The organism is Cyanobacterium sp. uoEpiScrs1, from assembly GCF_947331815.1.
Classification (GTDB): Bacteria; Cyanobacteriota; Cyanobacteriia; order Cyanobacteriales; family Microcystaceae; genus Rippkaea.
In genome coordinates, this window is the sequence record NZ_OX373462.1 from 256,768 (window position 1) to 274,553 (window position 17,786).

The window sequence follows — 17,786 nt, forward strand, 5'->3', positions numbered from 1 at the left end:
ATTTTGTAAAGTTTTACTTTACTGAACTTTAGATTCTAAAAACTTTGGTATCTAGATTTAGTCTTGTTTGGCAATAACATTAATAGTAGCGGACTATTAATAGCTTAAATAATTTATGTATAATAGTTTCAAAACTTAAATATCAGGATTTTATTTTAAATTATAGACCCAGTGAAACTTGATTTTTGGATAATAATAATCTATCACTTAATTATTACTTCCGATTTTTTTTAGATCTTGAAGAGACAAGCAAATTTCGGATTTGTGAACCGAGAGTACGACTGACCAGTCCTAAACCAGGTGCTACAGATTCTCGCTCGACAAGTAAAGAAAATTTCTCTTCTAAAAGTTCTTTTAACTTACTACTAGTTAAAGGACGATTAAGTATTCCACCTTGGGCCAAAGAAATTGAGCCTGTTTCTTCAGAGACCACAACACATAAACAATTACCGACCCGTTCCGTAATGCCCATTGCTGAGCGGTGTCGTGTTCCTAATTGTCGATTAGCAGTTCGTTCAGATAGGGGTAAAATCACTCCTGCTGAAACAATACGTGACCCACGAATAAAAATGGCTCCATCGTGTAAAAGGGTTTTTGGCTGAAAAATTGTCTGAAGTAATTCTTTCGATACTTCACCGTTGAGGGAAACCCCTGGATTCACAAACACTCTTGTATCTACAGGAGCAATTGTTTCTAGCACGATTAATGCTCCTGTTCGATTTTGAGAGAGTTCTTTAACTGCATCAACAATTTCATCAACTACACTATCAGGCTTGGGAGTTGGACGTCGTCGTTGAAATAATTGCAGCATTTGTCCACGCCCCAATAATTCAAGAAATCGTCGGAATTCTCCCTGAAAAATTACTGCCATAGCAACGGCAGCCCCTAATACTAATTTATCCAGGACAACTTCGAGCAGCCTAAGTTGGAGCCTTTGGCTGATCACTTGCGCTAGCATCAAAATAATTAACCCTCGCACTATCCAGAGAGTACGACGTTCTCCAATAGCGAGAAGAATTAAATAGGTAAGTAGTAGCACCAATGCAATATCAATGCCATTGTGGATCAGCCCAGAGGGGATCCAGCGAGGGCCAGGAGTATCACCCGACATGATGGAGGATGGTAGAGATTAAGGATCAATCAAAATAACAAGCAATGAGGGACTTAATTTAAGATAATAGCCTTTCAGGGAGGCGATCTTGACGAATTAGGTCATCATGGGTTTCTCGTTTTACCACTAGATTAGCCTCTCCATCTTTAACTAAGACAGCAGCTGGCCTGGGCAAACGATTGTAATTAGAAGCCATACTATGGTTATAGGCTCCTGTCCCCATCACTACCAGAATATCTCCTGGTCGGGTTTGAGGCAACTGAACATTGTGAATCAGAATATCTCCTGACTCACAATGTTTGCCAGCGATAGTAACAGTTTCTGTGCATGTTTCTGACATTCGATTAGCTACGACCAGACAATAGAGCGATTGATAGGTAATGGGACGGGGATTATCAGACATTCCACCATCTACAGCGACATATGTCCGCTGTTGGGGAATTTCTTTGCGACTGCCTATAGTATAGCTAGTGACACAAGCTGAGCCTATTAAAGAACGTCCGGGTTCAGCGATGAGTTGAGGATAGGGTAATTGACGACTATCACAGGCTTTCATTACGGATTGGCTCACTCCTTTAACCCATTGTTCTATACTGGGAGGATCATCATCTTCCGTATAGCGGATACCTAAACCTCCGCCAACATTTAATTCTTGCAATACTAACCCATAACTTTGAGCTTTTTGAAATAACTCCACCATGACTTCCCCCAAGTCTTGATGAGGTTGCTCTTCGAAAATTTGAGAGCCAATATGGGCGTGTAAGCCCCGGCAATCAAAACATGATTGTTGACTAATGTAGTTAAAAACAGTATCGAGTTGGTGAGGATCAAATCCAAATTTGCTATCTAAATGTCCTGTCTGAATATACTCATGGGTATGACATTCAATTCCTGGAGTAAAACGCACGAGGATTGGAATGTTTATAGAGGCAGTTTGATTACCTAGTTTGGCTAAAGTTTTTAATTCAAACCAATTATCAACGACAATAGTGCAACCAACCTCAAGAGCTAATTTTAGTTCTGCAAGGGACTTATTATTGCCGTGAAAGTAAATCTGTTGAGCAATTTGTTCAGAGGTGAGTCCCATTTTCTCTAGAGCATTAAGGGTAGTGTACAGTTCTCCTCCTGATACAACATCAAATCCTAATCCTTCACTAGCGACAATACTAGTAATGGCTAGGCAACTCCAAGCTTTAGAGGCATAAATGATTTTAGAAGGTCCTTGATAGTGACGGTTAAAAGCTTCCCGATACTGACGACAGGCACTTCGAAGAGTTACTTCATCGAGAACATAAAGAGGAGAACCAAATTGTTTAACTAAGGTCTTAAGATCACAACCGCCAATTTCTAAACAATCATGATTATTTATCTTAGCAGTTAGGGGCAATAATGATTGGTTCGGTGATCGTTCACCCTCTTTTAGAGTCCCTTTCTCTAAATAGTCTTGTCCTGAACGGCTTTTCCTTTGCTCTGTCGATAACATAGTTCACGGTTGATCGATAGGTATTAATATGTAAAGTCTAGTCCTAAGTAAGACTAAAGGAAGAGATTCAGTGAGCGTCCCCTCATAACAAAACCCCAGAGGTTTATAATTTCATTGACGCTACGATTCCCTGTATCTAGTCTACAATCGAATCTCTTGTGTGGTGTTGGGATTTTGTTAACTTCCTAACTATCTAGCTTTTTTTTGATGATTAATCTATTCTCCCCGGTGATGCTTCCAAAAACCTTTCATTAAGTAAGTTCAACTTATGTATGTTATTAACCTTTAAGAGTAACGCAGAAACTGTTCTAAAATTAGTTTGTAAGAGGAATATATGGCATTATCTATTCTTTGAATAGAACGAAAAGTACTGAATTAGCGAGTTTGTTTTAACTTTATTGCTTTTGTATTATATTATCTATATAATCTAGCTAAACTTTAATTTTATTAAGTATATTTTTTGTCTCTTAGTGACTTTTTTATTAATAATCAAATTATATCTAAGTATCCTAGAGTTTAAAAACATGAGAGATGTTTCAATAGTTACTTTTAATTTTATTAAAGATAGAGTAAATTAGATAATTAAAAACTATTTACTAGATTTTGAGACTATTTCTAGTTAAAAGGTCTTAAAAAACAGACAGACAAGTAATACAAACTACTAAAAATAAATTTTTAATATTAATTCAACTTATTTTTAGTAGAGCTATACCAATTGACAATTTAACTATCGGTTCAGTTAATCACCTTTAATAAATTTTGCTCCAGAAGTGCAAGTCTCTTGGATCTCTACCCCTTTTAACCCTTGTAGTCCTGCCAGTTCAAGTTTCTTAAAAATCCATTTAGCAATCATTTCGCAAGTGGGACTTTCTAATTCCATCGTTTCGTTAAGGTAATGATGATCTAAAAACTGTTCTAATAAAGGATCCAAATATTCAGCAATATCGTGAAAATCAACCACCATCCCTTGTTTAGCTCCTTCTTGAATTAGATGGTCGCTTTTTAAGTAAATTTTCCCTATCCAACTATGACCATGAAGACGACGACACTTGCCATCATGGTGGGGCAATCGATGGGCAGCCTCAAAGCGAAACTCTTTATAAATTAACCAATTATCAACACTCATATTAATGACGTAACTTTTATTAAAGTTGATTATAAAGACTGGAAAAAGTTACACTAATGATAACCATAATTTAATTATGGTTAAACTAAAAATAGAAAATGCAACTAGCGTAATATACACATTATCATAAATCTAGTAATAAGCAATATGCTAAAAATAATTTACTTTCGTATTGAATCTGACTTATCTACCTAATTAAAATGATTAGATTTTTTTTTATAATTCATCGATATTGGGTTTATCCTTGTATTTTATTATTAGTGACCACCTTTGTTGTTACAATTGGTGTTCAGTCGAGTCATAGTCAATCTTTATTAAATTTATTCTTCCAAGGAATGCAGATAGTGCAACTAACCACTATGTCTGATTCTCAAGAAGTAAAACTTGCTCAACAAATCAATGATGAATTAATTCGTTCAGGTAAATTTACCCTCTCTCATAATACTCAATTAAATCAAGCTGTTCAACGTATTGGACAACGGTTAGTTCCCATCAGTGAACGTCCTAATCTTCCTTATACTTTTCAGGTAGTTGAGGATGGATCTATTAATGCTTTTGCGACAATGGGAGGGTTTGTTTACGTTAATACAGGGTTAATTTCAATAGCAGAAAATGAAGCTGAATTAGCCAGTGTAGTTGCCCATGAAATTGCCCATATCACTGCTCGTCACTCTATTAACCAAATGCGGGATCTTGCTCTTTCTAAAGGGTTGATATCAGCGGCAGGCTTAAGAGAAAATACTATTGTGCAATTAGGAGTGCAATTAGGAATTAATCTTCCCTATAGCAGAAAAGCTGAATTAGAGGCAGACAGATTAGGTGTAAAAAACTTAATAAATGCTGGATATGCTCCTATTGGGATGGTCACTTTTATGCAGAAATTAATACAAAAAAGTGGGACTTCCGCTCCGGACTTTTTAAGTACCCATCCAGCTACATCAGAGCGAGTGAGAGAATTAAATCGGGCTGTTAATGACACACGACTATATCAAGGGGATGGTCTAGATAATCAAAGCTATCAACAAAATTTTCGTCGTTTTTTATAAATATGTAACCCTATCAAATAAATAGAGAAATTATGAACTATCTACAGTGAGAATAAGAATATTAATAATTAATATTTTTGAGCTGTTGTGTATACATTTTGTACTCTATTATAGATATTTTCCCAAAGATTACATTTTTTAAAAAAATATATGATTTAATTAATAAGAATAAGTTGTTATTATCATTCGTATATATTATCTATATAATAACTGCGGAATTATATAGATAATATATACGAATGATAATTATACTGAACCTCTAATATAGAATTACCCGAAAAATGCTAGTTCAATACACTTCAGAATAAAATAAACGATCAAATATTTTATTGCATTTTACAAGCTACCTTATTAATGCACTTCAACTGACGGCTAATATCTTATATTACTCAAATAGTTTTGATTTAGTTAAAATAGACAATTATTTATATATATTAAATACTTAACCTAATTGTTATATAATTTTACGTTAAGATAAATAATATTTTGATACTAATTGGCCCAATTAAATAGTTTAAATCTACAGTTTTTTTAAAACATTTATTTAAGTTTTTTATTTTAGTAATTTAAGATTAGCTAGTTTTACAGTACGCAGTACAGATTTAAGTATTTGAGTTCTAAAAAAATTTTTTTATATAAGTATTTATATTATTTTGTTTTTTGTAATTTCTGATTCCATGTTTTATTTGAATATAATAATAACTTATTTTTTCTTAAATCACAGCAATTTTATTACTCGCTAATGCTTACATACTTTGGCTTTTTACATTAATTTTAATTTTCATTTTCATTAATTACAACTTTTTAATATATACTTAATTTGGATATTTAGGTATAAATAGTCTACACAATCTTACCATTGTTTAAATTCATTCATTATAAAAAAATAAAAACTTTGTTAGTAAATATTTTTTGTCTTTTAACTTTTATATTTATTGCCAAAAGCTTTGAATAAGAGAAAAATATAAAAGTTATAAAGTTAATTTTTGCACTTTGTTTTTGATACTCATAAATATGATATATAAACATTAAAATAAGTTAATTTAAATAGCTTTCTCTAAAATTAATAAGCAATATTAATTCAGATATAGTAAAGGTGATGGTTAATTAATGCAATACAAAAAATATTATAATAATAATTAATGTCATTTTCTATAAATCATATCCATTGTTTACTTTGTGAAAAGTAAACAATGGTTTACAGTTAGATAATAAACCTAATCAACATATAATACCTATTTTGTAACAAGAGCAATTCCATAATAATGATTTTTATTCTAAATCAAAGAATAAGTAATAATTATATTAAGTAATGTTTTATTGAAAAAGTATTCTGGTTGAACTTAATCTCAATCTTATCGAGATTAAGTTTACTGCTAGTATGATAATAGCAAACATGTCTCATTCTATTAATTAGCTTAGAAGAAGCTAATTACAATAAAATATTACACATTGTATTTTATTATTTAAGTCACTATGAAAAATATATAATCTTAACTAATTATTGTGTTAATTTAACTTATTCAGAGAATTCGACGACCTGTTAAAATGCCTCGTATTTCTAACATGGCAGAATAGGTAGGAATAATATTTAAAGTTCCATTAAGAGGAGTTAAATCCAAAGCAGTTTGGATAGCTACTTTCAAGTTTTCTTCCACAATTAAATCAACTAAATTTTGGCGATTAGTAAAAGTTTCTTGACTATATTGTAATCTCAGTGCCATGTCATAGACACGATCACCACTGATAATTAAATTACCTCCTAGATTAATTAATTTTTCCGTATCTACGTCCCAAATCCAAGAGACATCAGTTCCATCGGGGATACGATCATTTAATGCTATTAAAGTCGTAGAAACTTGTCCCTTAACTTTTAATTCATTAACAGTACGTATTGTCTCATTCATTCCTACAGGATTTTTTGATAATAAAATGCGGACATTCCTACCTTCAATACTCAATTCCTCTGATCGTCCAAAAGCTGCTCTAAAGTCTCTAATACTATTAAAAATATGTTCTATTTTAATCCCCAATTCTTGAGCAACTAATCCAGCTGCTAAAGTATTGTATTTGTTATAAACTCCAACCAATATCTGTGGCCATACTTTACTAGACAACGCAGGTTTACTTTTCGTAAAATTACAACTAGGACAACTAAAATCCCCTAGATGAGAAAGATAAACACCTTTGTAATTAAGGGTCGCACCACAACGAGGACAGTAAATAGAATCAACAGCGTGAGGAATTTCCTGGAGATATAAATCTGGTTCACTTAAACCAAAATAACGTACTCTTTGCAACAATTGTTGACCTAAATAGGAGAGAGTCGGATCGTCTGCATTGAGAACGACAGTAGTGTTGGGAGGAAGAGGCGCAAGTGCTGTCAGCCATCGTTGACTAATCAAGTCAACTTCTCCATAACGATCAAGTTGATCTCGAAATAAATTTAATCCTACAATTATTCGAGGTTGAAACTCTTTAAGTAATAAGGATACGATATTTTCGTCAACTTCTAGAACTGCATAATCAACTGTTAATCGACCTAGCAAATTTGTATTTTTTAACAGAGCAGTGGATAGGCCATTGATCAAGTTAGCTCCAGTCTCATTATGAGCAACTTTTAATCCTTGATTTTCAAGAATTGTTCGTAGTAAAAGAGACGTAGTAGTTTTTCCATTAGTTCCAATTATCAAAATAACTCCTTGTTTTACCTGTTCACACAGCAAGAATAATAAGTTGGAATGAAGACGACGAGCGATTGCTCCAGGTAAAACACTAGCCGCCCCTAAATTTAGCCAGCGCACTATAGAGGTCACTGTTTTAGCCACTACCACTGCTAACCCTAAACGAACACGGTCAACTTGATTCATCAGTTCACTACAATATGTATATGCTCTCTGAATTATGAACGATCAGAGGAAGATTGTTAAGAGTATAGAGATCAAGACTTGTTTTTGAGGTTTGTGGACTTAGCAAAATTTTACGGACTCATGCCCTGTTAAACTTATGGTTGTGTCATTATCCTCTCCCCATACCACTTTTTTAGAGAACTCATGATACTAAATCAAAAAAATTTGAAAATGAAGTAAAGTATCTATTCTTTATTTTTAGTAAAAATATTTATTATTATTTGAATTGGTATTTAATAGCTATTCTATGCTTAAAATAATTTTTTACTTTTAAATTAAAGTTTATTTGCATGATATTTTTTAAAATTTTATTAATAATACTAATTGTATTGTATTGATTATGTTAACCAATTAATTATTAGACATTTTTATTGTTACTGATTTCTTTCTTTATTTTTTAGCTATAGCTTAATTACTTTTTATTTCGGAGTATATTTGCAAAAGTTAAATATATATTTTGGCTTATTTTTATATAAATTATATATATAATTTATGGAGATATTATTTAGTAAATATAATTAGCAATTAGCTTTTAATTAAAGGTATATATCAAAAATTATATCCTTGATTTAAATATATAAATTGTCTATAAACAACATATTTTTATAGACAATAAATTAAGCAAAATAATTAAATATTGAATACTGTAAGTTCAACCAATAAAAAATTTATTTAAAGAAAATACGTTAGAATTGAAAAGAAACTATATTATTTTTTTATAATGCAAGATCAGCAATCTTTACCACTTTTAGTTCTTATCGATGGTCATTCTCTGGCATTTAGAGCTTATTATGCTTTTGCTAAAGCCAGAAAAGGTTCTTTGCAGACTTCTATTGGGATTCCTACCAGTGTTTGTTTTGGGTTTTTAAATTCGTTAATTCAAGTTATTGAAGATCAAAAACCTCAATATTTAGCAGTTGCTTTTGATAGACAAGAACCTACTTTTCGCCATAAAGCTGATGCCAACTATAAGGCAAATCGTAAAGAAACTCCTGAAGATTTTATCTGTGATCTTGAAAATCTTCAGAAATTATTGAAAGCCTTAAATGTGACAATTGTAACTTCTCCAGGATATGAAGCTGATGATGTGTTGGGTACTTTAGCTAACCAAGGGAGTAAATTGGGATATCAAGTTAAAATTCTCAGCGGTGATCGCGATCTTTTTCAATTAGTTGATGAAAGTAAAAATATTAGCGTTTTATATTTAGAAAGAAATAAAGTAAAGAGTTTATCTTCTGAGGGGTATACAGAATTTAATTCTAAAGATGTAGAGGTAAAAATAGGAGTTAAACCTACTCAGATCATTGACTATAAAGCATTGTGTGGAGATAGAGTGGATAGTATTACAGGAGTTAAAGGAATTGGAGATAAAACAGCTATAAAATTATTAAAAAAATACGGTGATCTTCAAGAAATCTATAAAAACTTAGACCAAATAAAAGGTGCTAATAGTAAAAAGTTAAGAGAGGGGATCAAAGACGCAGAACACTCTCGCAACTTATCTAAGATAATCATTGATATACCAATAAAAATTGATTTTAATTTATGTCAATTAAATGGATTTAATTTATCTTCTCTAGAAGAAATATTGCAAAGATTAGAGCTGAATAAATTTTTGAGAAATATTAACTATATAAAAAATATTTTTGAAGGAAAGAATACAGAATTTTACAATGACTATCTTCAAGATGAAAAAACAGATAAATCTCGGCAACTTTCTTTATTCTCTGCCCAGAAATCTATTAAAAATTCTTCCCAATTAATCACTAATAATAATTTAAATTCATTACAAATATATCCAGAAATTATTATTGATTTAGAGCAGTTAAATAATTTGGTTGATAGACTTAAACAATATATTGGCTCTCAATATTTTGTTGCTTGGGATACTGAAACAACTTCATTAAAACCTAGAGATGCCGAATTAGTTGGAATTGGCTGTTGTTGGGGCTATAGAACCACGGATATAGCTTATATTCCCATAGGACATACAAAAGGAAACCAATTAGAAAAAAAGATAGTTTTAGAAAAATTACAACCAATTTTGGAAAACAATCAATACGCTAAAGTTTTTCAAAATACGAAGTTTGATCGTTTGGTTTTATATCATCAAGGAATCGAACTAACTGGCGTAGTCTTTGACACAATGTTAGCTAGTTATGTTTTGCATCCGGAAATGAGTCATAATTTGAGTGATTTATGTCATCGATATTTACCACAAATTAGTCCCATAAGTTACAAAGATTTAGGAATTGTCAAAGGAAAAACTATTGCCGATTTAGATATTAAAAATGTTGCAAATTATTGTGGAATGGATACTTATATTACCTATTTATTAGTTGATAAATTACAAGAAGAGTTGATATTAAATGAAACTCTAAAAAGACTACTCACAGAAGTTGAACAACCTTTAGAGTCTGTTTTAGCAGCTATGGAAGATACAGGAGTTCGTATTGATATCAATTATTTACATAAATTATCTCAACAATTGCAACAAGATTTAGAATTAATTGAACAACAAGTATACGAAGAAGCCGGTGAAAATTTTAATTTAAGTTCTCCCAAACAACTTGGAAAAATTTTATTTGAAAAACTAAATTTAGATCGTAAGAAATCTCGTAAGACTAAACTTGGATATTCTACCGATCATACGACTTTAGAAAAATTGCAAGGTGATCATCCGATTGTTAATTATATATTAGAACATCGTACTTTATCTAAATTAAAGTCTACTTATGTAGACACTTTACCTGTATTAGTTCATGACGATACCAAACGAATTCATACTAACTTTAATCAAACGGTAACAGCAACTGGAAGGCTATCTTCCTCCAATCCTAACTTACAAAATATTCCCGTCCGTTCTCAATTTTCTCGTAAGCTTCGTCAAGCATTTATTCCAAAAGAAAATTGGTTATTAGTATCAGCAGACTATTCACAAATTGAATTAAGGATTCTAGCACATTTAAGTCAAGAATCTGTATTATTAGAAGCATATCGAAATGAGCAAGATGTTCATGCTGTAACTGCCAAGCTTTTATTTAATAAAAAAACAATTACTCCTGAAGAAAGAAATCTAGGCAAAACAATAAATTTTGGAGTAATTTACGGAATGGGGGCTCAGAGGTTTGCCAGAGAGGCAGGAGTTACAACAGCAGAAGGAAAAATATTTATTGATAAGTATCATCAACAATATACTAAAGTTTTTGAGTATTTAGAAAATATCAAAAAAGAAGCAATTGCTAAGGGATTTGTAACAACTATTCTGGGAAGAAGACGATATTTTGACTTTGTAACAGACGGTCTAAATAAACTTAAAGGGACTAACCCAGCAAGTATTAACTTAAACGAGTTACGTCTCAATTATACTGACTCTCAATTATTACGTGCTGCTGCCAATGCTCCAATTCAAGGATCAAGTGCTGATATCATTAAAGTTGCTATGATTAAAATACAAGAAATTATAAATCATTATCAAGCAAACTTATTATTACAAGTTCATGATGAATTAATTTTTGAAGTTCCTCTAGAGGAATGGAATGAGTTATACCAAAAAATTAAACAAACTATGGAAAATGCTGTTATCTTAACTGTTCCTTTAGTAGTTGATATTTATTCAGGTAATAATTGGATGAAAACAAAGTGAATATTATAAGTGTTTATAGCCAATTATAGTTTGGTAAACCCAGAATAATACGTTTATAGTTAAATTAACTATGATGTTTAATTGATCACCTATTAGAATGTAAATAAAAAAGCTATTTTCTATACTCTCAACATGGCGATATGTTAACGTTAGTTAATAACATTTATATTTATCTACTCCTTCTCTAAATTATCGATAGATTCTGTAATCCATAAAATAGTGATAGTTAGACATGCTTTAAATATTTTAGTTAAAATCTAGATAGTAATCTGAACTCTTTTTTAAATTTATATAATTTTTATTGCTAAAATATATTATTACGAATAGTTTCTTCAATCAACTGTTTTTATTCAATCACTTTATATTATTTATTTAATCATAAATAATATTAGTCAATATAACGATACATATATTTTACTATCAAAAATGGCAACTGTTTTTTTAAAATATATGACAATATAGGAATATATTAATTGTATATTTTAACAACGAAAATAAGTCGTCATTATTTAATTGTTACCTTAATACTTTAAGAAAATTTTCTAATAAAAATTGTGTAAGATTATTTTATTTTTTAAATGCATAAATACTTGATTATTTTTGTTAACAAAAATAAGGTGTGCTAACGTTATTAACGCACCTTAAATTTTTTTAAAATTTGCTTACCAATGCAGCATTACATCGTTCACAAATGGTTGGATTATCAATAAATTCTCCTACCTTTATTGAGTAGTTCCAGCAGCGATCACATTTCTGTCCTTCTGCCTTAATTATTCCAACAGACACTAATTCAGACTCACTTTTATACTCTGTGTTTTGAATATCTTCAAGACTATTAACTAATTCCACTTGAGAAGCTAAAAATAAATAACGCAATTCATCTACTTGATTGTTGATGGCTCTATTATTAGAGTCAAACAGTATTAACTGTTTCTTTAAGTCTTGATCTGAAACATAAATCAAGATTTTGGCATCCAGAGAAGATCCTACTATTTTCTCTCTTCTCGCTTGTTCCATCACTTGATTGACCTCACTACGGATCAGCAAGAATTTTCCCCAGAAATCTTTTAATTCTGGACGTTTCCACTGTTCTTTTGTCTTTATCCACCCTGACTGAAAAATAGACTTATGTAAAGTCTTATATGGCAAAAATTGCCAAATATCTTCGGCCATGTGACATAATACAGGAGCAATTGCTTTAGCCAAATTTTCTAGAATAACTTTCAGTACTGTTTGACAACTACGACGACGTAAAGCATCAGGATGAGAAATGTAAAGTCTGTCTTTTGCAATATCTAAGTAAAAATTAGACAGATCTACGACACAGAAATTCTGAACTGTTTGAAAGAAACGGAAAAACTGAAATTTTTCAAACGCATCGGTTACCTCTGCAAAAACATCAGTAATGCGATGTAGCATATATTTATCTAATTCAGGCAACTCTAAGTAAGTAACCGTATTTGTTTCTGGATCAAAATCATTTAAGTTGCCTAGTAAGAATCTAGTTGTATTACGTATTTTTCTATAAGTATCTGCTAGTTGTTTTATAATATTTTGACCAATCAGTACATCAGAAGAATAGTCAACAGATGATACCCATAAACGTAGTACGTCTGCGCCGTAAGGTGGATCTTTTTTCTTATCTTTTCCTCCATTTATTATTATAAATGGATCAACAACATTTCCTAAAGATTTACTCATTTTATGTCCTTTTTCATCTAAGACAAAACCATGAGTCAATACTGTTTTATATGGAGCAATTCCATTAACAGCAACACTAGTTAATAAACTTGATTGAAACCACCCTCTATGCTGATCGCTGCCTTCTAAATAAATATCTACAGGATACTTTAATGATCCCCGTTGTTTTGCTACTGCTGCCCAGGAGGATCCAGAGTCAAACCAAACGTCCATTGTATCAGTTCCTCTGCGGTATTTATTTGCGTCTTTGCGATATTTATTTGGCAGTAATTCTTCGATAGAAAGTTCCCACCAAGCATCAGACCCTTTTTTTAAGAAAATAGCTTGTATGTGACTAATAGTTTCCTCTGTCAATAAAGGTTTGTTAGTTTCTTCGTTATAAAAAACAGGAATAGGAACTCCCCAATTACGCTGACGGGAAATACACCAATCTGAACGATCACCTATCATATTTGTAATGCGATTTTCCCCTTGCAGTGGAATCCAGTTAACAGATTTTATTGCTTCTAAAGCAGCATTACGAAAACCTTCTACTGAGGCAAACCATTGTTCTGTAGCACGAAAGATAGTTGGTTTTTTTGTTCGCCAGTCATAAGGATATTTATGTAAATACAGTTCTTCTTTAAGTAAAGATCCCTTATTTTTTAATTCATTAACAATAGCTTTATTAGCATCTTTTAGAACATTTAATCCTGCAAATTGCCCCGCTTCTTCCGTAAAGTTTCCTTGATCGTCTACTGGAGATAAAATTTCCAAACCATACCGTTTACCGACAATATAGTCCTCCTGTCCGTGACCAGGCGCAGTATGAACTAAACCTGTCCCTGAGTCTGTAGTAACATAGTCTCCACCGATGACAATTTTACTTTCTCGATCATACAAAGGATGACGATAAACAGTATATTCCAAGACACTTCCTGGAAGAGTAGCTTTAACCTTTAGATGAGTTCCAAAAGTTTCTGATAACCGTTCCACTAAATCATCTGCAACAATGAGGTATTGATAGTTACAAATATTAGAAGTCGGTTCGACAATAGCATAAATTAAGTTAGGATTAAGAGCAATAGCTAAGTTAGCAGGAAGAGTCCAAGGAGTAGTTGTCCAAATTGCAACCCCTAAATTGGAAAGAAACGGACTCAAAATCTCTTGAGCAGCTTTTGAAGATTTAGTAATAGGAAATGCGGCAAAAACACTCTGGGAAGTGTGTCCTTCAGGATATTCTAATTCTGCCTCAGCTAACGCAGTCCGAGAACTAGGACTCCAATGAACAGGTTTTAATCCCCGATATATATAACCTTTAAGTGCCATTTGTCCAAACACTCCAACTTGCGCGCTCTCATATTCAGGAGTTAGGGTTAAATAGGGGTTTTTCCAATCCCCCCAAATGCCATACCGTTTAAAACTTTCTGCTTGTTTTTGTTGGGTTTTAAGGGCAAAATCACGAGCTTCCCTGCGAAGTTTAAGAGGAGTTAAATTCTCCCGTTCTTTAGATTTCATGCTTTGCAAGACTTTTAATTCGATAGGGAGTCCGTGACAATCCCAGCCTGGAACATAGCAAATTTTATGACCCTGTAATAACTTGTATTTATTTATAATATCTTTAAGAACTTTGTTTAATGCATGACCCATATGGAGAGACCCATTGGCGTAGGGTGGCCCATCGTGGAGAATAAATAATTCTTTTGGATTATTTAGTGATATTTGTTCATAAATTTGGTTTTCTGACCAAAAAGTTTGCAATTCTATTTCACGCTTTACGGCATTAGCGCGCATACTAAAGTTAGTCTGGGGTAAATTGACGGTATTTTTGTAGCTTTTGTATTCTGTCACTGTGGTAATAACAACTTCTGTATTAGGTTACTATCTTTAATGATATTACAAAGAAAAAGTCATCTATATTAATGCAAGCTTAATACCTTAAGTTCTGGGGATGCTTATAATACCCAATCTTTTTAATTATATTAAAATCTATCTATCCAATTTGTAATTGTCTCTTTACATAGTAGAATATAGATGTTTTATTTTAATAAATAGTCATTTAATTTTATATATAAATGATTCCTAATTAACTTAAAAATTAATAAGATATATCAAAACTTTTCCAAACTTTAGACAATTGTTTTGTAGTACAAGATAAGTTATGGTATTCTAATAAGAAATATAATTTTTTTGATTTCAAGTATATTGATCAAAATTTTAAAAGTTCAATCAAGGAAATAGCCGGTACAGTAGATATTTCAGGTAAAAATAAAAAAATATTCATAAATATCAAAAATATAATTTCTAGAAAAAACTATTTTTATTGAACTTGCATTATCTTTATATAAATTAATAAGTTGTTTATTTGACCTGGGATAGTCATTAAATTTTTAATTTACATTATTTTGAATAATATTCAAAGCCTTATTTTTGTAATCCTTTGAATGAAGATTTACTGCAAGATAGATTATCAATTTAGATAGATAATTTATAGTGAAAATAAGTAATAATTTATCGCAGTTAGTCTCTTGCTTTTTAGGGAACTTTTACTCATTTTATTAATCGGAAATATATGACCATTTTTTTGAAATATAGAAGTATTAGTTTAATCTATCATTATATTTTACATATTTTACAAATAACTTAAATGCGGTTGTCTAACAATCATATTAAATGATAATTGTAAACAACTCAGAGCTGCTCTACTTTGATTAAAAATAATTTTTATTAAAATGGGGTAATAGTAATAGTATTTTACATTAAATACAGATTAATTTTTTTAACGTAAATAATATCTTTTATTTTTTAAATTAAATCTATTAATGTAAAATACTATTAATATGATTTTTCTTGATTTAATCTATTCATAAAAGTACATCATTTTTAATGACCACTATTAGATAGTAGAACAATAGTTAATTCCTGGTTTTTATCGATTTAAAATTTATCTATAAAACTTAATTAATTATTAAAAAATTAATCATAAATAAAGTAAAATAATTAAGTTAATTTAGATTTTAAATATAGGTAAAATTTATATAAAAATTAACTTACACTCATGATTTTTGATATATTTACTTACTTTCTATTTGGGGCTTTTGTTATGATTTATTAATTAAAATTATTTAAATTCGATATTTAATCATAAGTAATATCTATCTTTGTTATTTTATATGATTATCAAAAGTAATTTAAAACACATCTACTTTTAAAAATCCTTTGATGCATTTATTGAAAATTCTAATTAAACTATCCAGGAATGATTTAATTTTTTAGATATTCAAAAGAGATTCTCTCCAACATATTATGTATCTTTGCATTTTGTACTACTATATATATATATATAATACTACAAAAAGATTATTATTTAATTTAAGTGCTCAAATCCTGTCCTATCCTTATATTGCTAAGTTATTCAGCAATAACGCTCATCAACAATATTGAGTCAGCTCAGTATTGTTGACTGTAATAATTAATTGGGTCCTGAACACAAAGATTTGTTGATAAAAATTTACATAACCGATTTTTCAGAAAACACTATCTAAAAAATTCGTGTTACTGTGTAACAGTTTAAATAAGTTTAAAGCAATTCTGTAAGGATTATACATAAACAAATCCATTGAATTATCTGGTTTTTGAGCAATTACACCATCCACTTAACAAAATACTCATGACTAAAAAACCTTGGAAAAGACTAGTAACTACAGTATTAACGGCTGCTTTAGGCACACCATTGCTTTTATGCGGCTCCTTAAATGGCTCTATGGCATCTTATTTTAAAGATCAAATTAATGAACAAAGAGAACTTCCAAAGATAGGGACGACAACAACAACAGAAAGTTCCCATGAAAGTTCAGTCGTTACTCTTTATCCTCATCAGCGGGAATCTAAGTTAGTTGTAACGCTTAGAGTACGAGGAATACCTGTTCTTACATTCATTGGGACAAAAGCCGATCTTATTAAAATTAGAAATGGGCAAAATACTCAACAAGTTCAAGCTAGCATCGATGTTATCAACCGGGCTAAAGTTGTTGCTGAACGCTTAAACGAATTGAGTCATAATGAACAATTTGACTCTGAAAATATCACTGTTAGTGCAAATATTAAAGACAAATCCTATACTATTAAGTTGAGTGATAAAGAACTTGTTATCATTGATGATAAAACTATTCTGTCCGATACTACCAACAATTTGGCATCCGACGCGTTACAAGCTACAAATCGTCTACGTCGTTTGATGGGAAATGCGCTTCCATTAAATGCTATTGCTAATATCTCTTCAACTACTCCAGGAAAGGTCAAGACAGGAATTAAAGAACAAGTGATTAGTCTACGCAAAGGAATGGCATCTTGGTATGGACCAGGATTTCACGGCCGCTTAACTGCTAATGGAGAACGATACAATCAAAATGGTTTAACGGCAGCTCATAAAAATCTTCCTTTTGGCACAAAAGTTAGGGTGACTAACCTCAATAATGGTCGTTCAATAACCGTTCGTATCAATGATCGTGGTCCTTATGCCCACGGACGGATAATTGATTTGTCAAAAGGAGCAGCTCGAGTAATCGGCTTAATGGGAAGTGGTGTAGCCCCAGTAAAAATTGAAATTTTGGGAGGTTTAAAATAATAACCGATAATGAGTGAGGAAAAACTTTTCCATTCGCTACAGTATAAATTAAGCGATACAAATTAAGGTATTTGACCCTAGTCAAAGCATAATAGACTTTGGCGCAGTAGACTTTTACTTTTACCTTTTGTACCTCCTAATCTATCCATGACTACTTA

The 17,786-nt window shown here is 31.2% G+C and carries 8 protein-coding genes; 3 read left to right on the forward strand and 5 right to left on the reverse strand.

All coding sequences use genetic code 11. The features are described from left to right. Positions 1-214 precede the first annotated feature (214 nt). From cdaA to queD, 3 genes are all read right to left on the reverse strand, one after another. Complete coding sequence (gene cdaA, locus OXU93_RS00885; RefSeq protein WP_267383956.1) at positions 215-1,111, reverse strand: diadenylate cyclase CdaA; 897 nt, start codon at positions 1,109-1,111, stop codon at positions 215-217. A 58-nt stretch (positions 1,112-1,169) separates the two neighbouring features. Further along, entirely contained in the window at positions 1,170-2,594 is a 1,425-nt protein-coding gene (lysA, locus tag OXU93_RS00890; RefSeq protein WP_267383957.1) for a diaminopimelate decarboxylase, read from the reverse strand. 739 nt (positions 2,595-3,333) lie between these two features. After that, positions 3,334-3,720, reverse strand: coding sequence for a 6-carboxytetrahydropterin synthase QueD (gene queD, locus OXU93_RS00895; protein ID WP_267383958.1), 387 nt, complete (start codon positions 3,718-3,720; stop codon positions 3,334-3,336). A 200-nt stretch (positions 3,721-3,920) separates the two neighbouring features. On the opposite strand from queD, the gene OXU93_RS00900 reads away from it, so the two are divergent. Continuing rightward, positions 3,921-4,766 carry a M48 family metallopeptidase gene (locus OXU93_RS00900; RefSeq protein WP_267383959.1) on the forward strand — a complete coding sequence of 282 codons (846 nt, stop codon included), beginning with the start codon at positions 3,921-3,923 and terminating at the stop codon, positions 4,764-4,766. Between the two features lie 1,523 nt (positions 4,767-6,289). On the opposite strand, the gene OXU93_RS00905 is transcribed toward OXU93_RS00900, so the two are convergent. Then, complete coding sequence (locus tag OXU93_RS00905) at positions 6,290-7,636, reverse strand: Mur ligase family protein (protein ID WP_267383960.1); 1,347 nt, start codon at positions 7,634-7,636, stop codon at positions 6,290-6,292. A gap of 760 nt (positions 7,637-8,396) precedes the next feature. Between OXU93_RS00905 and polA the strand changes: the two genes are divergently transcribed. Further along, positions 8,397-11,321, forward strand: a complete 2,925-nt coding sequence (polA, locus tag OXU93_RS00910) for a DNA polymerase I (protein ID WP_267383961.1) — start codon at positions 8,397-8,399, stop codon at positions 11,319-11,321. A gap of 651 nt (positions 11,322-11,972) precedes the next feature. On the opposite strand, the gene ileS is transcribed toward polA, so the two are convergent. After that, a complete protein-coding gene (gene ileS / locus OXU93_RS00915; protein WP_267383962.1) occupies positions 11,973-14,852 on the reverse strand; it encodes an isoleucine--tRNA ligase in 2,880 nt (959 codons plus the stop codon). Positions 14,853-16,671: 1,819 nt separating this feature from the next. Between ileS and OXU93_RS00920 the strand changes: the two genes are divergently transcribed. Beyond that, complete coding sequence (locus OXU93_RS00920) at positions 16,672-17,628, forward strand: septal ring lytic transglycosylase RlpA family protein (RefSeq protein WP_267383963.1); 957 nt, start codon at positions 16,672-16,674, stop codon at positions 17,626-17,628. Positions 17,629-17,786: the final 158 nt, after the last annotated feature.

Coding starts and splice junctions, on each gene's coding strand:
- queD (WP_267383958.1), bottom strand. CDS start 3,720: ATGAGTGTTGATAATTGGTTAATTTATAAAGAGTTTCGCTTTGAGGCT.
- cdaA (WP_267383956.1), bottom strand. CDS start 1,111: ATGTCGGGTGATACTCCTGGCCCTCGCTGGATCCCCTCTGGGCTGATC.
- OXU93_RS00920 (WP_267383963.1), top strand. CDS start 16,672: ATGACTAAAAAACCTTGGAAAAGACTAGTAACTACAGTATTAACGGCT.
- OXU93_RS00905 (WP_267383960.1), bottom strand. CDS start 7,636: ATGAATCAAGTTGACCGTGTTCGTTTAGGGTTAGCAGTGGTAGTGGCT.
- OXU93_RS00900 (WP_267383959.1), top strand. CDS start 3,921: ATGATTAGATTTTTTTTTATAATTCATCGATATTGGGTTTATCCTTGT.
- polA (WP_267383961.1), top strand. CDS start 8,397: ATGCAAGATCAGCAATCTTTACCACTTTTAGTTCTTATCGATGGTCAT.
- lysA (WP_267383957.1), bottom strand. CDS start 2,594: ATGTTATCGACAGAGCAAAGGAAAAGCCGTTCAGGACAAGACTATTTA.